The sequence below is a fragment of the Cytobacillus sp. FSL R5-0569 genome (assembly GCF_038007265.1).
Lineage (GTDB): Bacteria > Bacillota > Bacilli > Bacillales > Cytobacillaceae > Cytobacillus > Cytobacillus kochii.
Window position 1 is genome coordinate 4,130,925 of the sequence record NZ_JBBOWW010000001.1, and the last position, 20,422, is coordinate 4,151,346.

Below are 20,422 nucleotides of genomic sequence, written 5' to 3' on the forward strand. Positions count from 1 at the left end.
CCTCACCCACTCTTAAATACAGTATTAATTACTCTTTTAGATGCCTCACCATCATCTAAATGACAGAATTTACCTTGAAATTTCTTGTATCTGCTTGCATATCTATTTTTCACCTGATCTATATTTCTTATTTCTTGAAATAATCGAGCCTCACTAGTAACAATTGGTCCGGGCGCTTCTTCTTTAAAATTCAAATAAAATCCCCTAAGCTCTGAACTATACCTCTTATAATCATAAGCATAAAATAAAATTGGTCTATTTAAGTTAGCATAGTCAAACATTACTGATGAATAATCCGTTATTAAAATATCACTTATAAGATATAATTCTTGTATATCATCATAATTCGATACATTCAAAACAACATTATTATTAACATTTATTTTAAGCCTATTAGCATCTCTATAATGGAGCCTTAAAAGAAGTACATAATCTTCTCCGAACTCAGATCTGAATTTCTCAATATCAAATTTAACATTAAAGTTTTCTTCTGGTCTTCCATTATGAAATTCATAATCACGCCATGTTGGTGCATATAAAATAACCTTCTTTGATAGAGGTATACCTAACCTATTCTTTAATTCCGCAATAACATCTTCCTTATAATTGTAGAAAATATCATTTCTCGGATAACCTATATCTAACATTTTACCTTCGTATTTAAAAGCCCTTTTTAATATTTCAGATGTATAATCGTTAGGACCAATTAGATAATCCCATCGTTTATTCCTTCTCATAAGTGCTGGTGACGTATTCTCTTTATAGGAAGGCGATGACATATCTATATCAAACCCTAATTTTTTCAGAGGTGTACCATGCCAAGTTTGTATATGAACAGCACCTTTCCGTTTATTATAAAAATCAGGAAAGTTACCATTGTTTACAAAATATTTAGCTCTTGCCATATAATAATAATATTTTAAAGATTTAGGTTTGACTATTTGTGGGTTTCCTTCTATTTTCTTATATTGATTATTTAAGACCCAAACAAAATTCATGTCTATATGATGTTCTTTCATATATTTATATATGGCTTTTGGATTACATGAATATGATTTGCCATGAAAACTTTGAAAGATAATAGTGTTTTTCTTAATTGGCAATAACTTGTTAAATATTCTATAGCTATTTTCAATAAGTTTAGTCTCTATCTTTTTTAAAAAAAGAGGTGTTTCTGACTTATTATCTTTATATTTATATATTTTAAGAGGGTCTACAGACATTTGGAATGTCGAGTGATGATCACCGAATAAGACCTTACATTCAATAGCATTCATAGTAATTGCTTCAATAATATTATCAGGGCTAATAAAACTATCATTAAATTTCATTTCGGTTTTAAACGCAAATTCTAAAGGTGTCTTTTCAGTCTTTTCAAAAGTCCATTCAACAGGGCATTCAAACACTCTTCCGAAATCACCTTTAACCTTCAACTGGCCTTGACATATATCACTAACATTATTGTTTGGTGGTTGAATATTTAATTTACCTTCAAATCTAATACCATCTTTTAAAATACTTACACTATCTATTTTCTTAAGGTGACATATATCTCTTATGAGCATTGAGAACTCATTATTAATTGTATAATAGGGCTTGACCGCCATTAAATTACCTGAATTATTTGGTTGTAAGATTTGAGGAAGGTTGATTATTTTTTGTTTATTTACAATACCATCAGATCTGTTAGTTAACCTGTACTTTATACCTGATAAGATAAGATAAACATCGAAAATACCGTATAAATCTTCCTCAAAGTTTAGGTTTATATCATCTACATCTAATACAAAATGAAAAGTATGATTATTATTAATTAAAACTGGGTATTGAATAAAACACGCAGGCTTTTCTCTTTTCACAAAAAATATCTGGGGATCTTTCATCATGTGAATAAGTTCACTTGACGTATTCAACAATTTACCTTTTAATTCTATTTGGTTACCAATTGGATAAATTTCACTAACTTCTACCTGAATATCATCATTTAATACTTCCATATGTATACCAAATTCAGGACTATTGGCCTTTAAACTAATCTCCTGTATTTTGTTTTCTAAATAAAATGAAGCTTTTTCATTAAAGATTTCATGATGTTTTATAGGAATGTACCTAATTGTTTCATCATCAGAAACTTTAAGATACATGTGAATTGGTATTCCTTTTTTTACATTATTGACTACTCTTTTTAGATCGATCTTAAATGAAGTTTTTTTAAATGAAGTACTTGTGAGTACCCCATCTTCCTTATCTAATAACAATTCTCCTAATACTTCAAAATTTAATCCATCCTTCATAAAAATGTTATTCGAAATATTTAGATTTTCTAGTTTTATATATGATAAAGAGAAGGTACCTTCAATAAACGCAGTTCCATTTTTACTAAGAATAATATTATTTACAAGAAACTCAGGGTTACTTTCTTCAATCTTAATAGACAAATTACCTTTTACGGTAGAGTAAAAAATTGTTTCTCTATTAATATCGCTATTATATATAGGATATTTATTATACTCGTTATTAATATTTTTAATTCTAACATTAGTTATTTTATTGTTTGTTTTTTTTAGATAATATGCATCCCAAACTTCGTTAAATGTAGCAAATAAACTTTGTATTTCACCGAGTGACAACTTGACAAAAAAAACATTAACATTTCCTACAATTTTATGTTTTAATGTGAATTCTTTTCTTTCCTTTGTATGTCGGTTGACTAGCAATAAACAACTATTACTTTTCACACTTTCTTCAAAACCCTCTTCTTTTAATAAGACTTCCACTTCATTATTAGAATAAGATATATCGTACAAATTACATTTTTCTCTTTGCCTTTCTTTCCATAACAAACTTAATAAATTCAACGTTAATCCTCCGATCAAACAAAAAAGTTACTATATTTTACAATTTTATTCCCATACATGAGAAGACCCCTCTTCATGGATTGAAGATGGGGTAACCTATCTTTTATATAATATGTATAACAATTATAATAGTAAAACTCCCTTAAAAGTTTATAAACCGTATTTATCATTTCATTTTAAGAAAGCCCCAGCTAGTATAGATGATACGAATACAATAACTATCAGTTCCGATACTATATCAATTTACAATCTTCTTATTAATTATTAATTGTTCCATATACTCCATTATATCTTTCCTTAAATTTTCTTCCTTTAACGCAAAATTGATTGTTGTTTTGATAAAGCCTAATTTCTCACCAACATCATACCTCGTCCCATCGAAATCATAGGCATATACACTCTGAAACTCGTTTAATTTTTGAATAGCATCTGTTAATTGCACTTCTCCGCCAGAACCTTTTTCTTGTCTCTCCAGTAATTCAAAAATATCAGGTGTTAAAATATATCGACCCATAATTGCTAAATTAGATGGGGCTAGGCCTTTAACTGGTTTTTCTATAAAATTATTCACTTTATACCTTCTACCTTCACGATTTAAAGGGTCTATTATACCGTACCTATCTGTTTCATTTTCAGGTACCTGTTGAACTCCGATCACTGAGCTTTGTAAGATTTCATATTGATAAATTAACTGTTTAATGCAAGGTGTTTCACTTTCTACAATATCATCACCTAATAACACTGCAAAAGGCTCCTCACCGATAAAATTACGTGCACACCAAACAGCATGACCCAAACCTTTTGGTTCTTTTTGCCTAATATAATGTATATTTGCAAGGTTTGATGCATATTGTACCTTATTCAGTAAATCTATCTTCCCTTTTTCCAACAAATTAGACTCTAGTTCTGGAGCATGGTCAAAATGATCTTCGATAGCCCTTTTCCCTTTGCCGGTTATGATTAAGATATCCTCTATTCCCGCAGCTACTGCTTCTTCAATTATGTACTGAATTGTTGGTTTATCAACAATTGGAAGCATCTCCTTAGGCATAGCCTTAGTAGCAGGTAAAAAACGTGTTCCAAGTCCGGCAGCAGGAATGATGGCTTTTCTTACTTTTTTCATATAAACACATCCTCCCATAACATTATTTCGATATAATTATAAATACCTATATAAAAATACAATCAAATTACATTATAACATTTATTTTACATTTTTCTACCTAATTTTTCATACTGATAATAATGTTTTATAATATCATAAAATGTAAGTTTTTCAAATAAGATTTAACAAAATTTTCTGTTACATATTAGAAGTGTTAAACAAAGAAGATGGCTAAATTTATTTAGCCATCTTTTGTAAAATTTTTTTACTTATTTTCTTTGTATCTGCTTTATCAGGCTCTAGAGATAAGGAGTAGTCTATTAATTTCTTCGCCCAATTTAACTTATTTCTCCTTAAGCAATGTGAAGCTAACTCATTAATATATATATACGAGTGTAAGTTCTTTTTTCTATCAATTATAGGAATTGGTTCTCCTTCTAGTACACTTTGTACTGTTTTCTTTAATAATCCAATTGATAACAAATAAGGTGCTGTCGAGTGACCAGAATAAGGTGTTTTTATGAATTGTCCATTAGGAAAAGATTTTTTTACATTAGTCTCTATATATTTATTATCTAACTGATCCTTTGGATCATAAATAATTATTGGCTTAATAGACTCATTTTTAGGTAAAAAAGATTGATGTGTGAAAACTGTCTTCTTTCTAGGCTTTCCATTATAATTTGGATGCACCGATAATCTAGGAGACAAGGATAAAATGCTAGCATTTAGTTCTGATGCATAATATAGTGCAGCATAAGCACCTAAACTAAATCCATATGCAAATGTTTTATCATACCCTTTCAAAATATCCCTTACAGCAAGATGATACTTTTCTATCTGTAAATCTTGATAATAGTTATCTTTTGTTCTCCTTCTTAAAGCAATAATATCTAAATCAAATTTTTGTATAAAATTAAAGGAAAATGGATTTCTATCCCAAGTTATATTTATAGAATCGAATGTTAAACAAATTTCTTTAGTTTGTTTTGTCATCTTATAATATTCAATTCTACTTTCTCCATTATCTAACAAATTAACTTTTAGATAGGGTTTATCATATTTATAAATGGACTCTCCTTCATTTTCTGTTAGAAAATCTTTCATTATACTCTCAGCTTGTTTACTATCTCCTAATATTTGGTTTGTAACGCTACCAATTAATAAAACTTCATTATAAAGATTTATATTCTCTTTTACTTCTTCGAACCTATTAATAGTTTCTTTCCAGTTCATTTGTAAAAATGATGTTTTTACGAAGTATAATGCAATTTTTTCATTGCTCGGATAATATTCATATGCCTGATTAGCCATTTTATATGCAGTATCTATATTATCGTCTATTGCAATATCGAGATAGTTAACATAATCTTCTTCTATTAACTTTACATTGTTTGCTATTAATTTTTGATAGCAATTCATACTCCACTCTTTCTCGTTTAATAAAAAACCAAGCTTCGCCTCTAATGTAAGAATTTCATCTGAAGGGTTCGTAGCATTCTTACTAATTATTATCTTAGCCTCATTATATTTTTTTAATTCTATTAGACTGTTAATATACCATATAAGGATATTACTTAATTTTAGTTTAAGTTTACTTATTTGCACCTTTGTTCTCAAATATATACTTGGCTGTAAAAAATATTTTTTTAAACTAAGTACCTTAAATTGTTTATTACTTTTAAACTTATATAAACCTAACTGAAGAAATATCTCATTATCTTTGGATTCTATTTTCTTAAGTTCGTCTAGCAATTGTTCTTCCTTCATTAAAAATGCATCTATTCGATCACTCAATATATTATAGACATTTTGCCATTCTTCCATCTCCACATATTTTGACACATTCTGATAAAAACTCTCGAGCTGTAATTGTTTCAAAAACTTATCCTCCAAAATGATTATATTCAATACATGATTATATCAAACAAACTTAGTAATGAGACTTAAATCGAAAAAGTGAGAAAATTACAGGTATCTTGTTTTTTTTTAAAAAAACCGGTCAATTTTCGGTTTTTTTATGTCAAATTTATTGGAATCACTGATGTTCCCATACTTTTTTTGTTTTGCTCATTTCCTATTCCATATCTTAAACTACCCCTACCTAGGAAAAAACCGGTAAGCGCGCTTCCTTTAAGGATGATTAGAGAGTGCAGGAGTTTGAGGTTGTGCTTAAGTCGTATGAGCCAATGATTTTTAAGATTATGAGAAGTTTGGGGATTTATCGGGAGAAAGAGGAATATTATCAGGTGGGTGTGATTGCTTTGTGGGAGGCTTGGGAGCGATATGATGAAGGGTTGGGAAAGCCTTTTATTAGTTATGCTTATGCTTGTGTGAGGGGGAAATTGTTGAATGAGTTGAAGCGGTCGATTAACTACGCAGAGCGGTGGGTAGTGGCTGAGGAAGAGTTTTGGTTATTGGTGGCTGATGATGAAACGAGTGATGATTCTACTGTAGAGCTTGAGTTTTTGCGGGTTTGTCGAGGATGTTTGACGGAGAAGCAGTTTAAGTGGGTATGGTATACACTCATGTATGATCACTCGATTCGAGAGATTGCCATTAAAGAGGGGGTGTCTATTTCTGCTGTGAAGCAGTGGCGGGAAGGGGCACGGAGATCCTTAAGGAAGAAGATGGGGCGAGAAGGAACGCGCCATTAAGTGTGAACGGGAGCATTCCTCTCTTCATTAATTAATTGGATTGTCTCTTCTAGAGTGATAGGTTCTTTGGTATTCGGGTTCATATATTTGGGATAAAGTAAATAGGCGGCAGCGAATACTTCTACAAGTGTGCGTTGCCTTCTTCTTCTGGCTACCATTTGACGATCATCTGTTAAGCCCCAGTTGGAGTAAAAAGGGGCTCCGACTGTTGTAACGGGAATGCCTCGCATGAGTGCTTCGAAACCGGATAAAGAAGTAATAGTATAAACATGGTCAACGGTTTTTAGTGAATCATGCAAGCTAATTGGTTCGCTGACAATCTGTGCTAGATGTGTGACGTCTTTTGGATTGGATTGCAGCGGTCTTTTACCAGATAATACGTCAGGATGCGGCTTATATATAATTTGCGCATGAGGATTTTCCTCCCGAGCTAAGCGGACCAAGTCATTGTTCGTCCAACGTGTAGCTGCTCCCATCAAAATCGAAGCGTCATCCTCTACTTGTCCAATGACTAGTATCCGCTTGTTCGCTTTCCTGCCATAGACTACATTCACATCTTTTGTTGAAAGATGGTTATATTTACTTAAGCCGTTTTCTTTTATTTCTTCTATGATGCGCGCTGCCCGATCTAAGATATCTTGGTCAAAATGATGATGATTCAGTAAGTGCTCTAAGTCACTTGGTTGTGTACTATCATAATAAATACCTGTCTTGTCTATGCATAAGGAGTATGGCAATGTATGCAGCGCCCCTAAACCAACAGAGCGGACAAAGCCATCCTCCACACGATATATGGGAACTTGATAGGCTTCAGCTATATCTTCTAGCTGTACATTTTGTTTAGATCCCCATATTAAAAACACTTTTTCCCTGTTTACACGGAGCAACCTGTGTAAAAAAACAGTAGTAAAAGTATGGGGGATAAAAATAATCTCATATTCACGAAAAAATTCCTTCACACACTCTTGTTTCCAATGGGAAAAGTAAAATGCTAGCGCAATCGGTTTTGTTCCACTATTCCTTTTCACTTGGCGAACACTTTGTGAATACTTTCGTAGCTCTTTTACTTTCCTAACACCTTTCTTTGCTAATACTCTCCATTTTTTCACTGTAGGACACCTTCTACGATGTAGGATTTGAGCATATCCTTGTCTTCACTGTTGCCTGAGTATAGAATTTGTTCCTCGGCTATTTTTTCTCCTGTTTGTTGAACGATCCAGAAGAGTAATAATTCACGATCGCTTGGTTTTCTGCCAAGTTGATTGACTAACTCACGATACAAACCTTGTGGGTAAGACTCTAGCTTCACACCTCGTTCTATCAATGTACGCATATAATCTGAGCCATGGGGATAGCGATGAATAAGGCCCGGCTCATTACATAATAATAATTCCACCTGTGATAAGTTAACCTGCTCATGCAATTCGGGATGAATGGCACTAAATATAACGAATGAACGGTTCCGATCAACCAATGGAAAGGTTGGTTTTGTGACAAAGATGAGGGTATCAAATTTTTGGCAGAAATGATGCAGTGCCTCTTGTGATGTCGCTTCTAGTACAATACCTATCTTTTTTTGAGTGGTCAGCAGTTGTTGAAACTGACCTTCTGATTGGATCAATTGATTGACAACCACTTTTTCACTATAAGTAGAGGCGTTTAGTTGATCAAAATCAAAATTGACTGCCAAAGAAAGATAAGGTACCTCTATTGGTTCTATTTGCTTCTCCCGTAAAAGCCGTTTCGCCTTATAGGGATGACCGCAATGATTAAGGATAGCTGCAAACTGCATGATATCTTCTTTAGAAAAATCTACATCCAACATTTTTAATGTCTCTTCTGTTGCTTGTAATAACCTATCTGATGGGCCTTCAATTTTCCATAGTAATCTGATTAAAGCAAGCATTTGTCGCTTAGATTTTTTTTCTACTTTTAATATGGAGGAAAGTGCTGCTTGATAATGCCCAAGACCGGCATAAGCAATGCCCTTTTCACAATATAAAGAGTCAGGTAAGCTGTTCTGTCGCTGCTTTTCTTCTATTAGCCGCAAGGATTTTTCGTATTGTCTCGCATCATTTAGGAGTTCAATATACACTTGCTCTCTTCCAGGTTGATAAACTAAATTTAATGCTTGTTTATATAATTGTTCAGCTTCAGAAAAGGCAAGTGCTTGTCTTTTCTTATCACCCTCTAGCTCCATACTTTCTGCACGTTGTCTAATTAAGATTTTCATTGCTTCTTCTAGCTGAATATGTTCACCGGTATCTGGGTTCATATACCGCGGATACACAAGATAGCTGATTGCAAATAACTCGTCAATCGTACGTTTCCTTTGCCTTCTAGCGTTGGGCTGCCTATCTGTTGTGAGGCTCCAGCCTGCATAAAATGGCGATCCGTAACAGGTAACTGGTATACCGCGAATAAGTGCCTCGAAGCCAACGAGAGAAGTCATCGTGTATACATGATCAATCGTCTGGAGTGCATCAACGATACCAAGCGGTTCAGTTACAACTTTCGCCACATCGGTCACATCCATTGGATTAGAAAATGCTTTACGATATCCGCCGAGAACATCAGGATGTGGCTTATAAATGATTTCACATTCTGGATGCTCTTTTGCAGCTGCACGAACGAGATCATTATTGGTCATTTTCGCTTCTAGACCATATTGGATCGATGCGTCATCTTCTACTTGCCCTATGACTAAAATTCTCTTTGACTTTTTCTCACCATAAATCTTATTGATATCAGTTTGCGCCGTATGGTTATATTTTGATACGCCCTGCTGAATAAGCTGTAGCCGACATTCTCTTGCACGCTGCAACATTTCTGCCGATACCTCGTAAGTATTTAATAATTCTTCTAAATCTGATGGCTGCCGAGCATTGAAATAAAGGGTCTTCGAATCAACAGCGATGGATAGAGGAAACGTATGGGCTGCACCTAAGCCTACTGAGCGGACAAAACCATCTTCCACACGAAGGACTTTAATACCTTTCTTAGCTGCATAAGCTGTTAGCCCTTCAGGTTCTTTGAATCCCCAGACGATAAACACTACCTGAGAAGCCTTATTGATGAAAGGTTGCAATCTTTTTAAATCCCCTTGACCAAAAACAAACGCGGTGCGATATTCTGAGAAAAATTTGCTGCTATGTTCCCTTTTCCAAGGATTAAAGCCGAACATAAAGGCGACAGGCACTGCCTCACTTTTGCTCCAATTCTCTCCCATTTCAATAAATGGCTTTTGTTCGTTCCCTTTTTTCAGTGAAAGTTGTTTTAAACCTTTTTTTATTGTTTTTTTCCAACCCATACGTACAATACCTCCTTCCTTTATACTTGTACGAAATGTGTTTTCAGCCCTTTGACCCAATCCATTTCCTTTAGGGATACGGATGGGGCTCCTCCAATGACTTCGGAAATAAATGGCAGCCCCCGCTTAGCACTACCTTTTAGTCGTGGGATAAGATGAAAATGAAGATGCCGTACAAGCTCATTCATTGAAGTCATATATAAACGTTCACTGCCAATTACTTCTTTCAATGCGATTTCAACCACTTTGACGATATGAAAAAAATCATGCTGTTCTGCCTCGTTTAAATCGTGCCAATGTTCAATATGTCTCTTCGTTTCCAAGTGTAAATAGCCTAATGCAGTTCTTGATTCAACCGCAACAAGCATCCACCGATCATTACTGTAAATTACTTCACGCTTATGAGTGAACTGTTTTTCACAAATTGCACAGCTATTCAAGAGAAACACTCCTTACTGTCTGACCGCCTGTTGGTTAAGAAAATCCTTTACAAGTGCCGTGTAATCAAAACTTTGACGAAGAATGGATTCTATAATCTCCCGCACTGCGCCATTACCGCCCATCCGTTCCGCAACGATTTCCGCTTCTTGCTTCACTTCCTCAATCGCGTTTGCTGGACATGCAGCTAACCCGACCATATTCATTGCTTCTATATCATTGAGATCATCACCGATATAACACATTTGATTCACATCAATATCTATTTCTCCCGCTAATTGTAAAAGGGCGGATACTTTATCTTTCACACCTTGCTGCACATAGTTGATGTTCAGTTCCGCTGCTCGTTTCTCAACTGCCGCAGATCGTCTGCCTGTAATAATCGCAACCTCTATCCCAACAAACTTCGCTAGGCTAATTCCCATGCCATCATGTACATGAAATGCCTTTACTTCTTCACCACTGCTTGATAACAAGAGTTTGCCATCGGTTAACACACCATCAACATCTAACACGATTAAGCGAATATTTTTCATCAGTGTGCCTCCTACAACCCAAGATGCATAAGGTCATGAATATGAATCATACCAGTGGGCTCATGTTTGTCATTGACTATCGGCAGCACATTTACTTTATGCTGCTCCATTAATGTCTTCGCTTCAGAAGCAAGGTGATTTTCTGATAGGAAATATGGTTGTGGATTACAATATTGAAGGACTTGTTCTTCAAGTATTGTATTTGTCATCGCAAATGCTCTTCGAATATCACCATCTGTTAAAATCCCGAATAATTCATTTTTCTCTGTGACTACACTAATCGCGCCCATTCCTTGTAAAGTCATAGAGAATAGTGCTTCTTGAACGGTTGCATGTGTTGCAATAATCGGGTTTTTGCGGGTATTAGCGACCACATCAGCTGTTTTAAGTAATAATCTTCTACCTAATGAGCCTGCCGGATGAAAGACTGCAAAATCTTCTGGCTGAAAGTTTCTTGCTTCTAGTAAGGCAATGGCTAAGGCGTCTCCTAAAGCTAAAGTAACCGTCGTGCTTGTTGTAGGAGCTAAACCATGTGGGCAGGCTTCTACTACATTACCTATACAAAGGACGATCTCTGACTTTCTAGCCAATGTTGATAATGGGTTTTTCACAATACTAATCATTTTTGCACCGATTCTTTTTATGGACGGGATGAGCTGTAATACTTCTTCCGATTCCCCACTATTTGATATCGCTATCACTACATCCTTTGCCGTAACCATCCCTAAATCTCCATGCAACCCTTCCGATGGATGAAGGAAAATAGAAGGTGTACCTGTACTCGCCATAGTAGCATTGATTTTTCTGGCAATTATGCCTGATTTGCCTATGCCTGTAATAACCACTCTTCCTTCACATTGGAGAATCATGGCAATCGCTTCATTGATATGTGGACCGACTTGATCTTTTAACTGCATAATAGCTGTTGCTTCTTTTTCCAAGACAGAAATTACGTGATTAGTATAATCCAGCTGGTTCGTTTTCATATTCAGCATGCTCATTCCCTCCTGCATAGGATGACGCTTTTAATAAACAATCCATGGCTACAATCGGTTTTAATATTTGTTCTACATCACTTAATTTCACCATATTCGGTCCATCAGATAACGCTTTTTCAGGGTTAGGGTGAACCTCCATAAAAATAGCGTCGACACCAACTGCTGCTGCGGCACGAGATAAGTAAGGAACAAATTCACGCTTCCCTCCTGTACTTGTACCATTGCCTCCTGGGATTTGCACACTATGTGTGGCATCAAATACAACTGGTGCCATTTCTCTCATCATTGGTAATGAACGCATATCCACAACTAAATTGTTATAACCAAATGTTGAACCTCTTTCTGTAAGTAATATTCGGTCATTGCCTGCTTCCTTTAACTTTGTTACAACATTGTTCATGTCAGTAGGAGAGAGGAATTGACCTTTTTTTACATTGATAACTTTTCCTGTTTTCGCTGCAGCAGTAAGCAAGTCTGTTTGTCTACAAAGAAAGGCTGGGATTTGGATAATATCCAGTACTTGACTAGCTAAAGCCGCTTGGCTAGGCTCATGAATATCTGATAACACAGGAATGCGAAAGGCATCCTTCACATTTGCTAACATGTTTAATCCCGCTTGAAGTCCAGGCCCTCTTTCGGAAAAAATAGAAGATCGATTCGCTTTATCAAATGACCCTTTGAAGATAAATGGAATGCCTAAATGAGAGGTAATTTCTTTTAATCTTGCCGCTGTCTCCATCACTACTTCTTTGCTTTCTAACATACATGGTCCGGCAATTAATACAAAAGGACGCTCACCGCCAAATACGATTTCATCATTTAATCTGACTGTTTTAGACATACTGTTTTCCCCCTAGAATCTCTTCTATTTTTTGAATATCTTCCTTTGTGTCTACACCGTGGAACGGGTCATCTGTTGCAATCATTTTAATCAGGATATTATTTTCTATCAGTCTTAGTTGCTCAAGCATTTCTGCTTGTTCAAGCGGTGTTTGTGGGAGCATAACGAATCTCATTAATATTTCACGTGGATAACCATAGACACCAATATGTTTAAAATAATCGGTTTTCTCGCCTCTTTGAAAAGGAATCGGTGCTCTCGAAAAGTAGAGTGCCTCATTTTGCTCATTTGTAACGACTTTTACCACATTTGGGTCCGTGATATCTTCAGGGCGATTAATTTTTTTCATAGCGGTGATTACAGCCCTATTTTGCTGTTTTCGAGAGGTACGAACCATCTCATTAATTAGTGTAGGCTGGATGAGGGGCTCATCTCCTTGAATATTAATGAAAAAGTCACCTTCTATATTGGATGCTACTTCAGCCATACGGTCAGAGCCCGTTTCATGGGCGGCGCTTGTTAATATCGCCTCACCCCCGATTGATTCTACTACTCTCTTAATTTCTTCATGATCAGTAGCGACAATGACGCGTTCTAATTCTTCCGATTGGCACACTTGGCGATATACCCGTTCAATCATTGGTACACCAGCAATAAGTGCAAGTGGTTTACCTGGGAATCTAGTCGATGCGTACCTTGCGGGAATGATTCCAATCGCTTTCATCCAATACACCTCTCTCATAATCTTCTAATCTATTCGCTAAATTCTTTGCTGTTTGTTTATTAGGTCGATTGAGCACACCTTCCGTTTGGTAATGAAATCGTAAATAATAGAGAAATTTTTCAATTTTATCTATAGATAAAGGCGTCGATAATGACTTTTGCAAACTTTGATATAAAAGATCTGGATGCGGACATCTTTCCACTAGTGGGTCAATATTGTATAAGGCATCTCCTAATGTAATCACCTTTTTGTAATGAGCAAGCGCTTCTATTCCGACTGTTGAATTGACCGTCACCACAGCTAAGCTAGCCTTCAAAAGCTTGTCCATCCGATATTTTTGCACAAATTGTACATTTGTATATTTGTTCTTTAATGATTGATAGTTTTGTCTTGATAAGTCTTCAGGATGTTCCTTTACAATGACTTTGATTTGCCTGTGATACGTCTGGTTATATTGTTCCACCGCTTTTAAAGTAATTTCTAGTAATTGCTCCATTGATTGAATATGTGGTGAATGATAAAAAATTTGCGTATCACGAGACACTTGAAACGGGAGAAAGATATATTCACCCCGCAAGTCAACCTCATCTTCCTTTCTTCGGCTATACCATTTCTTATGAACGAAATATTTGAGTCCTTGCCAGAAATTAATATGAGCAAAATAGTTTGGGTGAATACGCAAAAGTGACCCTGCCATTGATAATAGTTTTGCTGAAGCAACCTTCACTAGATTTTCCCTTTTTAGTTGCTTCAGTGATTCTTCCTCCGGGCGAAACATAAATTTCATCAGACGCGGACGGTCGACCTCCATATCCTGATAGAAGGAGAAGTCTCTCGGGACGCTTGAACAGGCATTAATCCCATTCGGGTCACACGTAATCGTATACGGCCTGAACAACCCATCTTCAAAGAAATACGTCCGCAAACCCTTCTTCTTTGCTAAATAACGACATATTTGGTCAATCCAGTGATAGCCATTAAACAAGCAAATTACTTCTATGTTGTACTTATCAAGCAGGTGATCTAGTGCTGCCATGTACCGCTTATACATCCTAAGCTCACTTAGCGGAATTTCCTTATGCAGTACCCTTTTTGTAAAAGTAATATTATATATCTGTAGATCCATTAACTCCTTGTCACTAATCGGGTATTCCTCTTTCGCCACATGATTAGGTAAAAAAACGGTCGGAATGGTCGTTTTCATTAGTAACTCATTTAATTCAAGCTGGATTAAATGAACTTGATGACCTTTTCGCTCCAACTCAGCCCCAATATCATGAAAAAGCCTCTTATTGCGGTTGCCTCGAATAAACATGAAATGAGCCATTAGCATCCTCCAAATTCATCGGCTGTATTTAACGCTTTATTTGCCTAGAGTGTATCATGACAATCGCCGAAAAATGATGGATTTACCGATTATTTACAAACCATTTAATAGATATTTACATTTGTTAGAAAATTTTCATAATAGTTAATGGAGGGTTTACAATTTAGGGGAAGTCTTTTCAATAGAGGAGCTAGCTTTAGATTTTCTTTTACAATAATCTCCGCTTCGATGATACGTTATTGAATACTTAGTTTAGTTAAACAAATTGTTTTAAGTGTAAACCTCAAACTAATGGTGTAGATTTTGATATTTCCTACTCTAAGAAAGCAATCATTCTTGGTGTATATTCTATAGATAAACACAAACTTCATCTGTGTTTTTTGTAACTTGTGTAGTTAGGAAGAATGTACTCCTTCTTATAGTTGTAATCTCGATTCGCTCACACCACTTGCTGGTTTTTTCTTTTTTTATGTTCGTATTCCCAGTTTACCAACACCACTTGCCGATTCTTCCTCTTCTTATGTTCGTATTTTCGGTTTCCTAACACTTCTATGGATTTTCACACTTCATGTATCTGGATATTATTTTTTCCCCTTCTTCGTTACTTCTAAGTGTAATCAACTTGCACACACTTCTTTGCTACGTTCTTGGATTTCCCCCACACCATCTACTTCCCTTAAATCTGATTGACCTACTATTAAATATCCTTCCAATTTAGCAACCCCCTCTCCTCATAAAGTTAATAGCACTCACACAGTTTTACTCATGCAACTATTTTCACCCGAAACCCTTCAGATATCGGAGTCATTCAGCAAAAAAAGGCATTCAATCAAACGTTTGATTGAATGCCTTTTTCATTTATTCAGCTTTCTTCCATTCTCCTATTCTACGAGGATCTGCAGCTCCATCTAATGTACGGTCATTTAGTTGTAGGGATAAGGCATTGACACTGCCGAAGTAAGTGGCGTTGTCATTGATTTTCACTTTATAGCCTTTACTTTGTAGTTCGTTATAGGTTTCCCGTTTGAAGCCTGGTTCAATTTCAATTTTGTCGTCTTCTAAATAGAAGCGTGGTCGCTCCACAGCTTGTTGTAAACTATAACCATACACAAGATGATAGAGAATGGATTCGGTGACCACTGCAGGAATTCTTCTTCCTCCAGGTGAGCCTATGCCGATAACTTCTTTATCATTTGCTAGAATCGTTGGCGAGATAAAGCTTCTTGGCCGTTTACCTGGTTCAAACACATTCGGACTTTTTTCATTTTCACTGTAATTCGTGAGTGCGTTATTCAGGAAGAATCCTTCCTCCATATACTCTCCTGTTCCAAAGAAGTTCCCTAATGAATTCGTTGTTGATACCATCATACCGTTATCATCTACGACAACAAAATGAGTGGTATGCCCATAATCTTTACGCTCTGCCTCTGAATCATTTAATCGGGCACTTTTGAAAATATCCTTATGCTCCTCCACCAACTCATCAGTAAACTCTTTACTCATTGATTTTTCCAAATCAAGATCGGTATAATCCATATCCCCTATTTGTGATAATCTCTGCTCGTAGGCAATTTTACTAATTTCTCCGAAAGAGGCGACAAATGAAGGTTCATCTTCCCATTCTTGTTCTTCTAATACTTTCTCTGCCATCTGCAATGATTGAATGACGGTCAGCCCTGAGTATGGGGGGGCAGATGAAAAAACATCATAGCCCATAAACTCTCCCTGCACTGCTTTCATTTTTTGTGAAGTATACTTACTAAAATCACTGCGGTCAAAAGAGTCATGTTGCTCAGCGAATGATTCTGCCATCTCACCTCGGTAAAATGCTGCCGCACCGCCATCACGGATGTTTTTAAGCGTCTCAGCAAGAGCTGGTTGTACGAGACGATCACCTGGTTCTATCGGCTCCCCATCAATAATAAAAGGTGAATCTTCATCCTCGTCTATCCGATTTTTTAGCGCTACCTTAAAGCGATACGATAAATCCTCATCTACCTCGAAGCCGTCTGCAGCTAGTGGGATCACTTTATCCATAATCTTCTTAAACGACATACTTCCTTCAGCCTCATGAATATCTTCCATTCCCTTTACAAATCCAGGAATGCCTGAATCTGATTCTACTTCCTCCGAAGAGAGCGGAGCCATTTCTCTATATTGCTGAACGAATGGCTTTGCGCCTTCTTGATATACAAGTGTCTCCCCGCCACCGCCAAGGCCTGAGCCATATGGTTCGACAACGGCTAATGCATAAGACACAGCAACAGCTGCATCAACTGCATTACCCCCTTCGTTTAATACTTCCATTCCTACCTTTACAGCTAACGGGTGGCTTGCACTTACCCCGTATTCACCGCTCTCTGTTCCTATCATCGGGAGGCTCACCTCTTCTTCACCCTTTCCATCAAATACCCGCAGAAGAACAATCACAATGAGAATAACGACCAGCAATCCTAGCAGTATAAGTTTTTTCTTCATTGTTCCTCCTTCTTTAATCTTGGTTTTCTTGCACCTTCACCTTCAATAACTCGATTTGTATTTCTTGTTCCTCTTTTTCTGTTAGCGTATCTGTTTGACTGAAGCCAACGATAAAAAGGAATAAACTGGCTACAAATAAATAAGGCAATAAACGTGTGAAGAACTTCTTCATTCTTCTCCCTCCCTTTGTTTAACCGTAAACGTTAATTTATCATCAACTGTCGCGTGATCCACATCCAAGTCTCTCGTTAATTGTCGGATAATTGACTGCTGTGAGAGCTTGTCCCAGTTTGATAGAGGGGCCGGTGTAGCTTCTCGTATTTTCATAGGGGTAATTTCGAAATTCGTTTCCCCTGTGGGCATGAGATGAAATTGTACGAGTGCTGTTTCTCTCGTTCTTGACCAGCCTTGGTCGAAAATAAAGTTACCCAAGCTATAAAAAATAACTGTGTCATCATAGACCTCAATCGACTCTAATACATGGGGGTGGTGTCCAATAACTAAATCGGCTCCAGCATCTGCTAACGCTCTTCCCAACTCTTTTTGTCGATCACTCGCTCGACTATTATATTCACGTCCCCAATGGGCATGGACAATCACGTAATCTGCTTTTTTCTTTGCCTCTGCGGTTAATGGGATAAAAGTGGCTGGATCAAAATCTAATATCCCGGCTTGCTTTTCTCCTGCCTTCGTTTCTTCAGAACTTATGTCGGAAAAACTAAGTGTGGCAATCGTTAATCCATTGATTTCCTGATAAGAAATACGATTACTAGCATCGGTACTATTTGTCCCAGCGCCAACGGCATCGATTCCTTGTTCATGAAAGGTATCAAGGGTATCAATCATTCCCTGTTCTCCGTAATCCATCATATGGTTATTCGCCATGGCCATCGTTTTAAATCCAGCATCCTTCATCGCCGCAACCGATTCACGATTGGCTTGCAATGTAATCTCTTTGTTTTCCATCGGTTCGAGCTCTCTGTCGCTTGCTACATTTTCAAAATTCCCTGTCGCATAGTCCGCTTGATTAAACAAAGGCTGAACATAACGGAATAAATATTCATAGTCATAACGGTTTGTTACTTCTTCCACATGTCTCCCTACCATCACATCTCCAACAGCCACGCCCGTTACTTGCGCATTCTCTTCTGGCTCAGCATCTGCATCCGTACGAATATCAAAACTATAGATAATAGCAAATGCGACTATTAACACCGGAAAAAGAATCATGATATGCACAGGAATACGCCTTTTCTGCTTCTTTAAGAAACGAAGAAGTTGTTCATGAAAATTAAGCTTCCTAGGTTTCTTTTTATGTTCCATTGTGGTCTTCTCTCTCCTTTAAAATAGGTAATACACGTACATAATGCCAAATGTGGCAGCGGATAAAAGCAGTGTGCTACCTAATGTAATGGTAACTCCTTGTTTTTGAATCGTATTTGCAATCAATCCTGGTACAATAACCCCCAGCCCTCTAAATTCATTAATCTCAAACGGTAATATCGGGTAAAAATAATCTAATATCAATTTGAGACATATCCCGGTAATCAGCATCGCAGCAAACTTGCGACGTCCGTATAAAATAACGACCTTTGATACACCGTATTTTACAATCACATAAGTTAATAAACTGACGAGCAAAATAATTAAAACAAAGATTGGCTGGTCTAATACAAGAGCCAGATAACCTGGCACGACTAACCCAGCAGGCATAATCCCAAATTTCTCAGCAAATAAGAGACTGAGTAGGACGCCTAGAATAAGAGATATGTATAAATCATCACCAAACATGGAAAACGCTCCTTAACTGACTAATTGTTTTATTTTCAAATGTTGAATTTCTTCTATTAACGGTTCTGCAGCACCATGTATATTGCCGACTCCATAAATGGTAGAACCTTTCATTTCTCCTTTTAAATGCTCGAGAATTTCTCCCGTATCCGACCCTTCTAAGTTTTCTAATGAATGGGCAGGTATAAGTCCTAGTTCGTATGCTTTCACAATCGGTTCCGCCGATTCCCCAATCACAACAAGTGTTTTCATTGGGATAAATGGTAAAACATCTCTTGCAAATTGTTCCGTACGATCAACGCGGTCTGCACGGCAATTCATGATAACAATGGGTTCCTTTGTCGGATATCCAACCTCTTCTACGCGCTTCCAAATATTCAAAGTTGAAGACGCATCATTTGCCGCAAAACCATTAACAAAATAGGATGGTTCTTTCGAATGTCCAATTGGCGAAATTCTCATCGCTCCTGGATCTGGTGGCGCATTGAGCATCCCTTGTCTTGCCGTTTTTTCATCAATACCAATCGCTTCTGCTACAGCCAGTGCTAAAGAGGCATTATCAGGGAAAACCATGTAATCGAACTGTTTTAGAAATGTTTCTGAAATCTTGCTATTATCTGCAACAATCACGGTCGTGTTACGTTCCGCAGCTACTTTTTCATAATAATCACGATATGCATCATCGGTAATAATTAGATAACCATTATGTGGGATAGTCGCTGTAAAAGCCTCCGCAACTTCATCTAATGTTGGTCCCATGACATCCATATGATCCTCTAATACATTAACGATAACGCCGATGTTCGCTTGTAGTAATTCTTCTTGGAAAGTGATTTGGTAATCGGGGTTAACCGCCATACATTCACTGACCAATGCTTCCGCCCCACGCTCAACCGTCTCTTTAATCACTTCCTTCTGTTCACCAATGTTAGGCCCTTGAGGCTTTCTTACGATTGGTTTCTCTTCTGGATCATTCCAATAAATCATCCTCGCATCCGTTCCGGTTGTTTTTCCTACTGTCTTATAACCAGCTTCGAATAATATCCCGGTAATAAGCCTTGTGACTGTTGATTTCCCGCGGATTCCATTAATATTTACTCGTATCTTTAACGCATCTAGCCTCTTACGATGTTTTCTCTTCTCCATAATTCCTGCCGTTAATAAAATGAGACAGCAAACAACAATAATCCACATATGCCCGCCTCCTCTTTTCCTTTTTTTTCATTGTCAAATTGGCACGATTAATATATTAATATATAAATATTTCATAGCCATCACATGGAAATAAACTTTTTTTACCGATAGATGACAACCAGATTTGACTTAAAACAACAATTTCGGAGGGATAAATCACTATTA

At 36.7% G+C, this 20,422-nt stretch carries 17 protein-coding genes; 1 reads left to right on the forward strand and 16 read right to left on the reverse strand.

Annotation, left to right across the window (positions count from 1 at the left end; all coding sequences use genetic code 11):
* Positions 1 to 2: 2 nt before the first annotated feature.
* The 3 genes from MKX78_RS21035 to MKX78_RS21045 all read right to left on the reverse strand — a co-directional run bounded on the left by MKX78_RS21035 (position 3) and on the right by MKX78_RS21045 (position 5,844).
* Positions 3 to 2,858: a CDP-glycerol glycerophosphotransferase family protein gene (locus MKX78_RS21035; protein ID WP_341052245.1), complete on the reverse strand. Its 2,856-nt coding sequence runs from the start codon at positions 2,856 to 2,858 to the stop codon at positions 3 to 5.
* A 238-nt stretch (positions 2,859 to 3,096) separates the two neighbouring features.
* Entirely contained in the window at positions 3,097 to 3,981 is an 885-nt protein-coding gene (galU, locus tag MKX78_RS21040; RefSeq protein WP_289434680.1) for a UTP--glucose-1-phosphate uridylyltransferase GalU, read from the reverse strand.
* A gap of 219 nt (positions 3,982 to 4,200) precedes the next feature.
* Positions 4,201 to 5,844, reverse strand: coding sequence for a hypothetical protein (locus tag MKX78_RS21045; RefSeq protein WP_341052249.1), 1,644 nt, complete (start codon positions 5,842 to 5,844; stop codon positions 4,201 to 4,203).
* Positions 5,845 to 6,113: 269 nt separating this feature from the next.
* Between MKX78_RS21045 and MKX78_RS21050 the strand changes: the two genes are divergently transcribed.
* Entirely contained in the window at positions 6,114 to 6,620 is a 507-nt protein-coding gene (locus MKX78_RS21050; RefSeq protein ID WP_289434682.1) for a sigma-70 family RNA polymerase sigma factor, read from the forward strand.
* Here MKX78_RS21050 and MKX78_RS21055 read toward each other — a convergent pair.
* From MKX78_RS21055 to pgsB, 13 genes are all read right to left on the reverse strand, one after another.
* Positions 6,617 to 7,729: a capsular polysaccharide export protein, LipB/KpsS family gene (locus tag MKX78_RS21055; protein WP_322909724.1), complete on the reverse strand. Its 1,113-nt coding sequence runs from the start codon at positions 7,727 to 7,729 to the stop codon at positions 6,617 to 6,619. The genes MKX78_RS21050 and MKX78_RS21055 overlap by 4 nt on opposite strands.
* Complete coding sequence (locus MKX78_RS21060) at positions 7,726 to 9,930, reverse strand: capsular polysaccharide export protein, LipB/KpsS family (RefSeq protein WP_341052254.1); 2,205 nt, start codon at positions 9,928 to 9,930, stop codon at positions 7,726 to 7,728. Before MKX78_RS21060 ends, MKX78_RS21055 begins: the two co-directional genes overlap by 4 nt.
* A 20-nt stretch (positions 9,931 to 9,950) precedes the next feature.
* A complete protein-coding gene (locus tag MKX78_RS21065) occupies positions 9,951 to 10,370 on the reverse strand; it encodes an HIT family protein (protein ID WP_095371791.1) in 420 nt (139 codons plus the stop codon).
* Positions 10,371 to 10,382: 12 nt separating this feature from the next.
* Positions 10,383 to 10,904, reverse strand: coding sequence for a KdsC family phosphatase (locus MKX78_RS21070; RefSeq protein WP_307315913.1), 522 nt, complete (start codon positions 10,902 to 10,904; stop codon positions 10,383 to 10,385).
* An 11-nt stretch (positions 10,905 to 10,915) separates the two neighbouring features.
* The gene (locus tag MKX78_RS21075) at positions 10,916 to 11,899 is read right to left on the reverse strand and encodes a KpsF/GutQ family sugar-phosphate isomerase (protein WP_341052256.1); all 984 of its coding nucleotides are present in this window, start codon (positions 11,897 to 11,899) and stop codon (positions 10,916 to 10,918) included.
* Positions 11,862 to 12,743 (reverse strand): 3-deoxy-8-phosphooctulonate synthase, encoded by an 882-nt coding sequence (gene kdsA, locus MKX78_RS21080; RefSeq protein WP_095371788.1) that lies wholly within the window; start codon positions 12,741 to 12,743, stop codon positions 11,862 to 11,864. The genes MKX78_RS21075 and kdsA overlap by 38 nt, the downstream gene beginning before the upstream one ends.
* Positions 12,736 to 13,467, reverse strand: coding sequence for a 3-deoxy-manno-octulosonate cytidylyltransferase (gene kdsB, locus MKX78_RS21085; protein WP_095371787.1), 732 nt, complete (start codon positions 13,465 to 13,467; stop codon positions 12,736 to 12,738). Before kdsB ends, kdsA begins: the two co-directional genes overlap by 8 nt.
* On the reverse strand, positions 13,424 to 14,794 hold the full coding sequence (locus tag MKX78_RS21090) for a capsular polysaccharide export protein, LipB/KpsS family (protein ID WP_341052260.1): 1,371 nt from the start codon (positions 14,792 to 14,794) through the stop codon (positions 13,424 to 13,426). Before MKX78_RS21090 ends, kdsB begins: the two co-directional genes overlap by 44 nt.
* A gap of 858 nt (positions 14,795 to 15,652) precedes the next feature.
* Positions 15,653 to 17,272 (reverse strand): gamma-glutamyltransferase family protein, encoded by a 1,620-nt coding sequence (locus MKX78_RS21095; RefSeq protein ID WP_341052262.1) that lies wholly within the window; start codon positions 17,270 to 17,272, stop codon positions 15,653 to 15,655.
* A 13-nt stretch (positions 17,273 to 17,285) separates the two neighbouring features.
* Positions 17,286 to 17,444, reverse strand: a complete 159-nt coding sequence (locus MKX78_RS21100; RefSeq protein ID WP_157733881.1) for a hypothetical protein — start codon at positions 17,442 to 17,444, stop codon at positions 17,286 to 17,288.
* Positions 17,441 to 18,595, reverse strand: coding sequence for a CapA family protein (locus tag MKX78_RS21105; protein WP_341052263.1), 1,155 nt, complete (start codon positions 18,593 to 18,595; stop codon positions 17,441 to 17,443). The genes MKX78_RS21100 and MKX78_RS21105 overlap by 4 nt, the downstream gene beginning before the upstream one ends.
* A gap of 18 nt (positions 18,596 to 18,613) precedes the next feature.
* The gene (gene pgsC, locus MKX78_RS21110) at positions 18,614 to 19,063 is read right to left on the reverse strand and encodes a poly-gamma-glutamate biosynthesis protein PgsC (RefSeq protein WP_095371783.1); all 450 of its coding nucleotides are present in this window, start codon (positions 19,061 to 19,063) and stop codon (positions 18,614 to 18,616) included.
* Positions 19,064 to 19,075: 12 nt separating this feature from the next.
* Positions 19,076 to 20,257 (reverse strand): poly-gamma-glutamate synthase PgsB, encoded by a 1,182-nt coding sequence (gene pgsB, locus MKX78_RS21115; RefSeq protein ID WP_095371782.1) that lies wholly within the window; start codon positions 20,255 to 20,257, stop codon positions 19,076 to 19,078.
* Positions 20,258 to 20,422: the final 165 nt, after the last annotated feature.

Excerpts from the sequence above, each read along its gene's own strand:
- galU (WP_289434680.1), bottom strand. The coding sequence starts at position 3,981 with ATGAAAAAAGTAAGAAAAGCCATCATTCCTGCTGCCGGACTTGGAACA.
- MKX78_RS21060 (WP_341052254.1), bottom strand. The coding sequence starts at position 9,930 with ATGGGTTGGAAAAAAACAATAAAAAAAGGTTTAAAACAACTTTCACTG.
- MKX78_RS21070 (WP_307315913.1), bottom strand. The coding sequence starts at position 10,904 with ATGAAAAATATTCGCTTAATCGTGTTAGATGTTGATGGTGTGTTAACC.
- MKX78_RS21075 (WP_341052256.1), bottom strand. The coding sequence starts at position 11,899 with ATGCTGAATATGAAAACGAACCAGCTGGATTATACTAATCACGTAATT.
- kdsA (WP_095371788.1), bottom strand. The coding sequence starts at position 12,743 with ATGTCTAAAACAGTCAGATTAAATGATGAAATCGTATTTGGCGGTGAG.
- kdsB (WP_095371787.1), bottom strand. The coding sequence starts at position 13,467 with ATGAAAGCGATTGGAATCATTCCCGCAAGGTACGCATCGACTAGATTC.
- MKX78_RS21090 (WP_341052260.1), bottom strand. The coding sequence starts at position 14,794 with ATGGCTCATTTCATGTTTATTCGAGGCAACCGCAATAAGAGGCTTTTT.
- MKX78_RS21095 (WP_341052262.1), bottom strand. The coding sequence starts at position 17,272 with ATGAAGAAAAAACTTATACTGCTAGGATTGCTGGTCGTTATTCTCATT.
- MKX78_RS21100 (WP_157733881.1), bottom strand. The coding sequence starts at position 17,444 with ATGAAGAAGTTCTTCACACGTTTATTGCCTTATTTATTTGTAGCCAGT.
- MKX78_RS21105 (WP_341052263.1), bottom strand. The coding sequence starts at position 18,595 with ATGGAACATAAAAAGAAACCTAGGAAGCTTAATTTTCATGAACAACTT.
- pgsC (WP_095371783.1), bottom strand. The coding sequence starts at position 19,063 with ATGTTTGGTGATGATTTATACATATCTCTTATTCTAGGCGTCCTACTC.
- pgsB (WP_095371782.1), bottom strand. The coding sequence starts at position 20,257 with ATGTGGATTATTGTTGTTTGCTGTCTCATTTTATTAACGGCAGGAATT.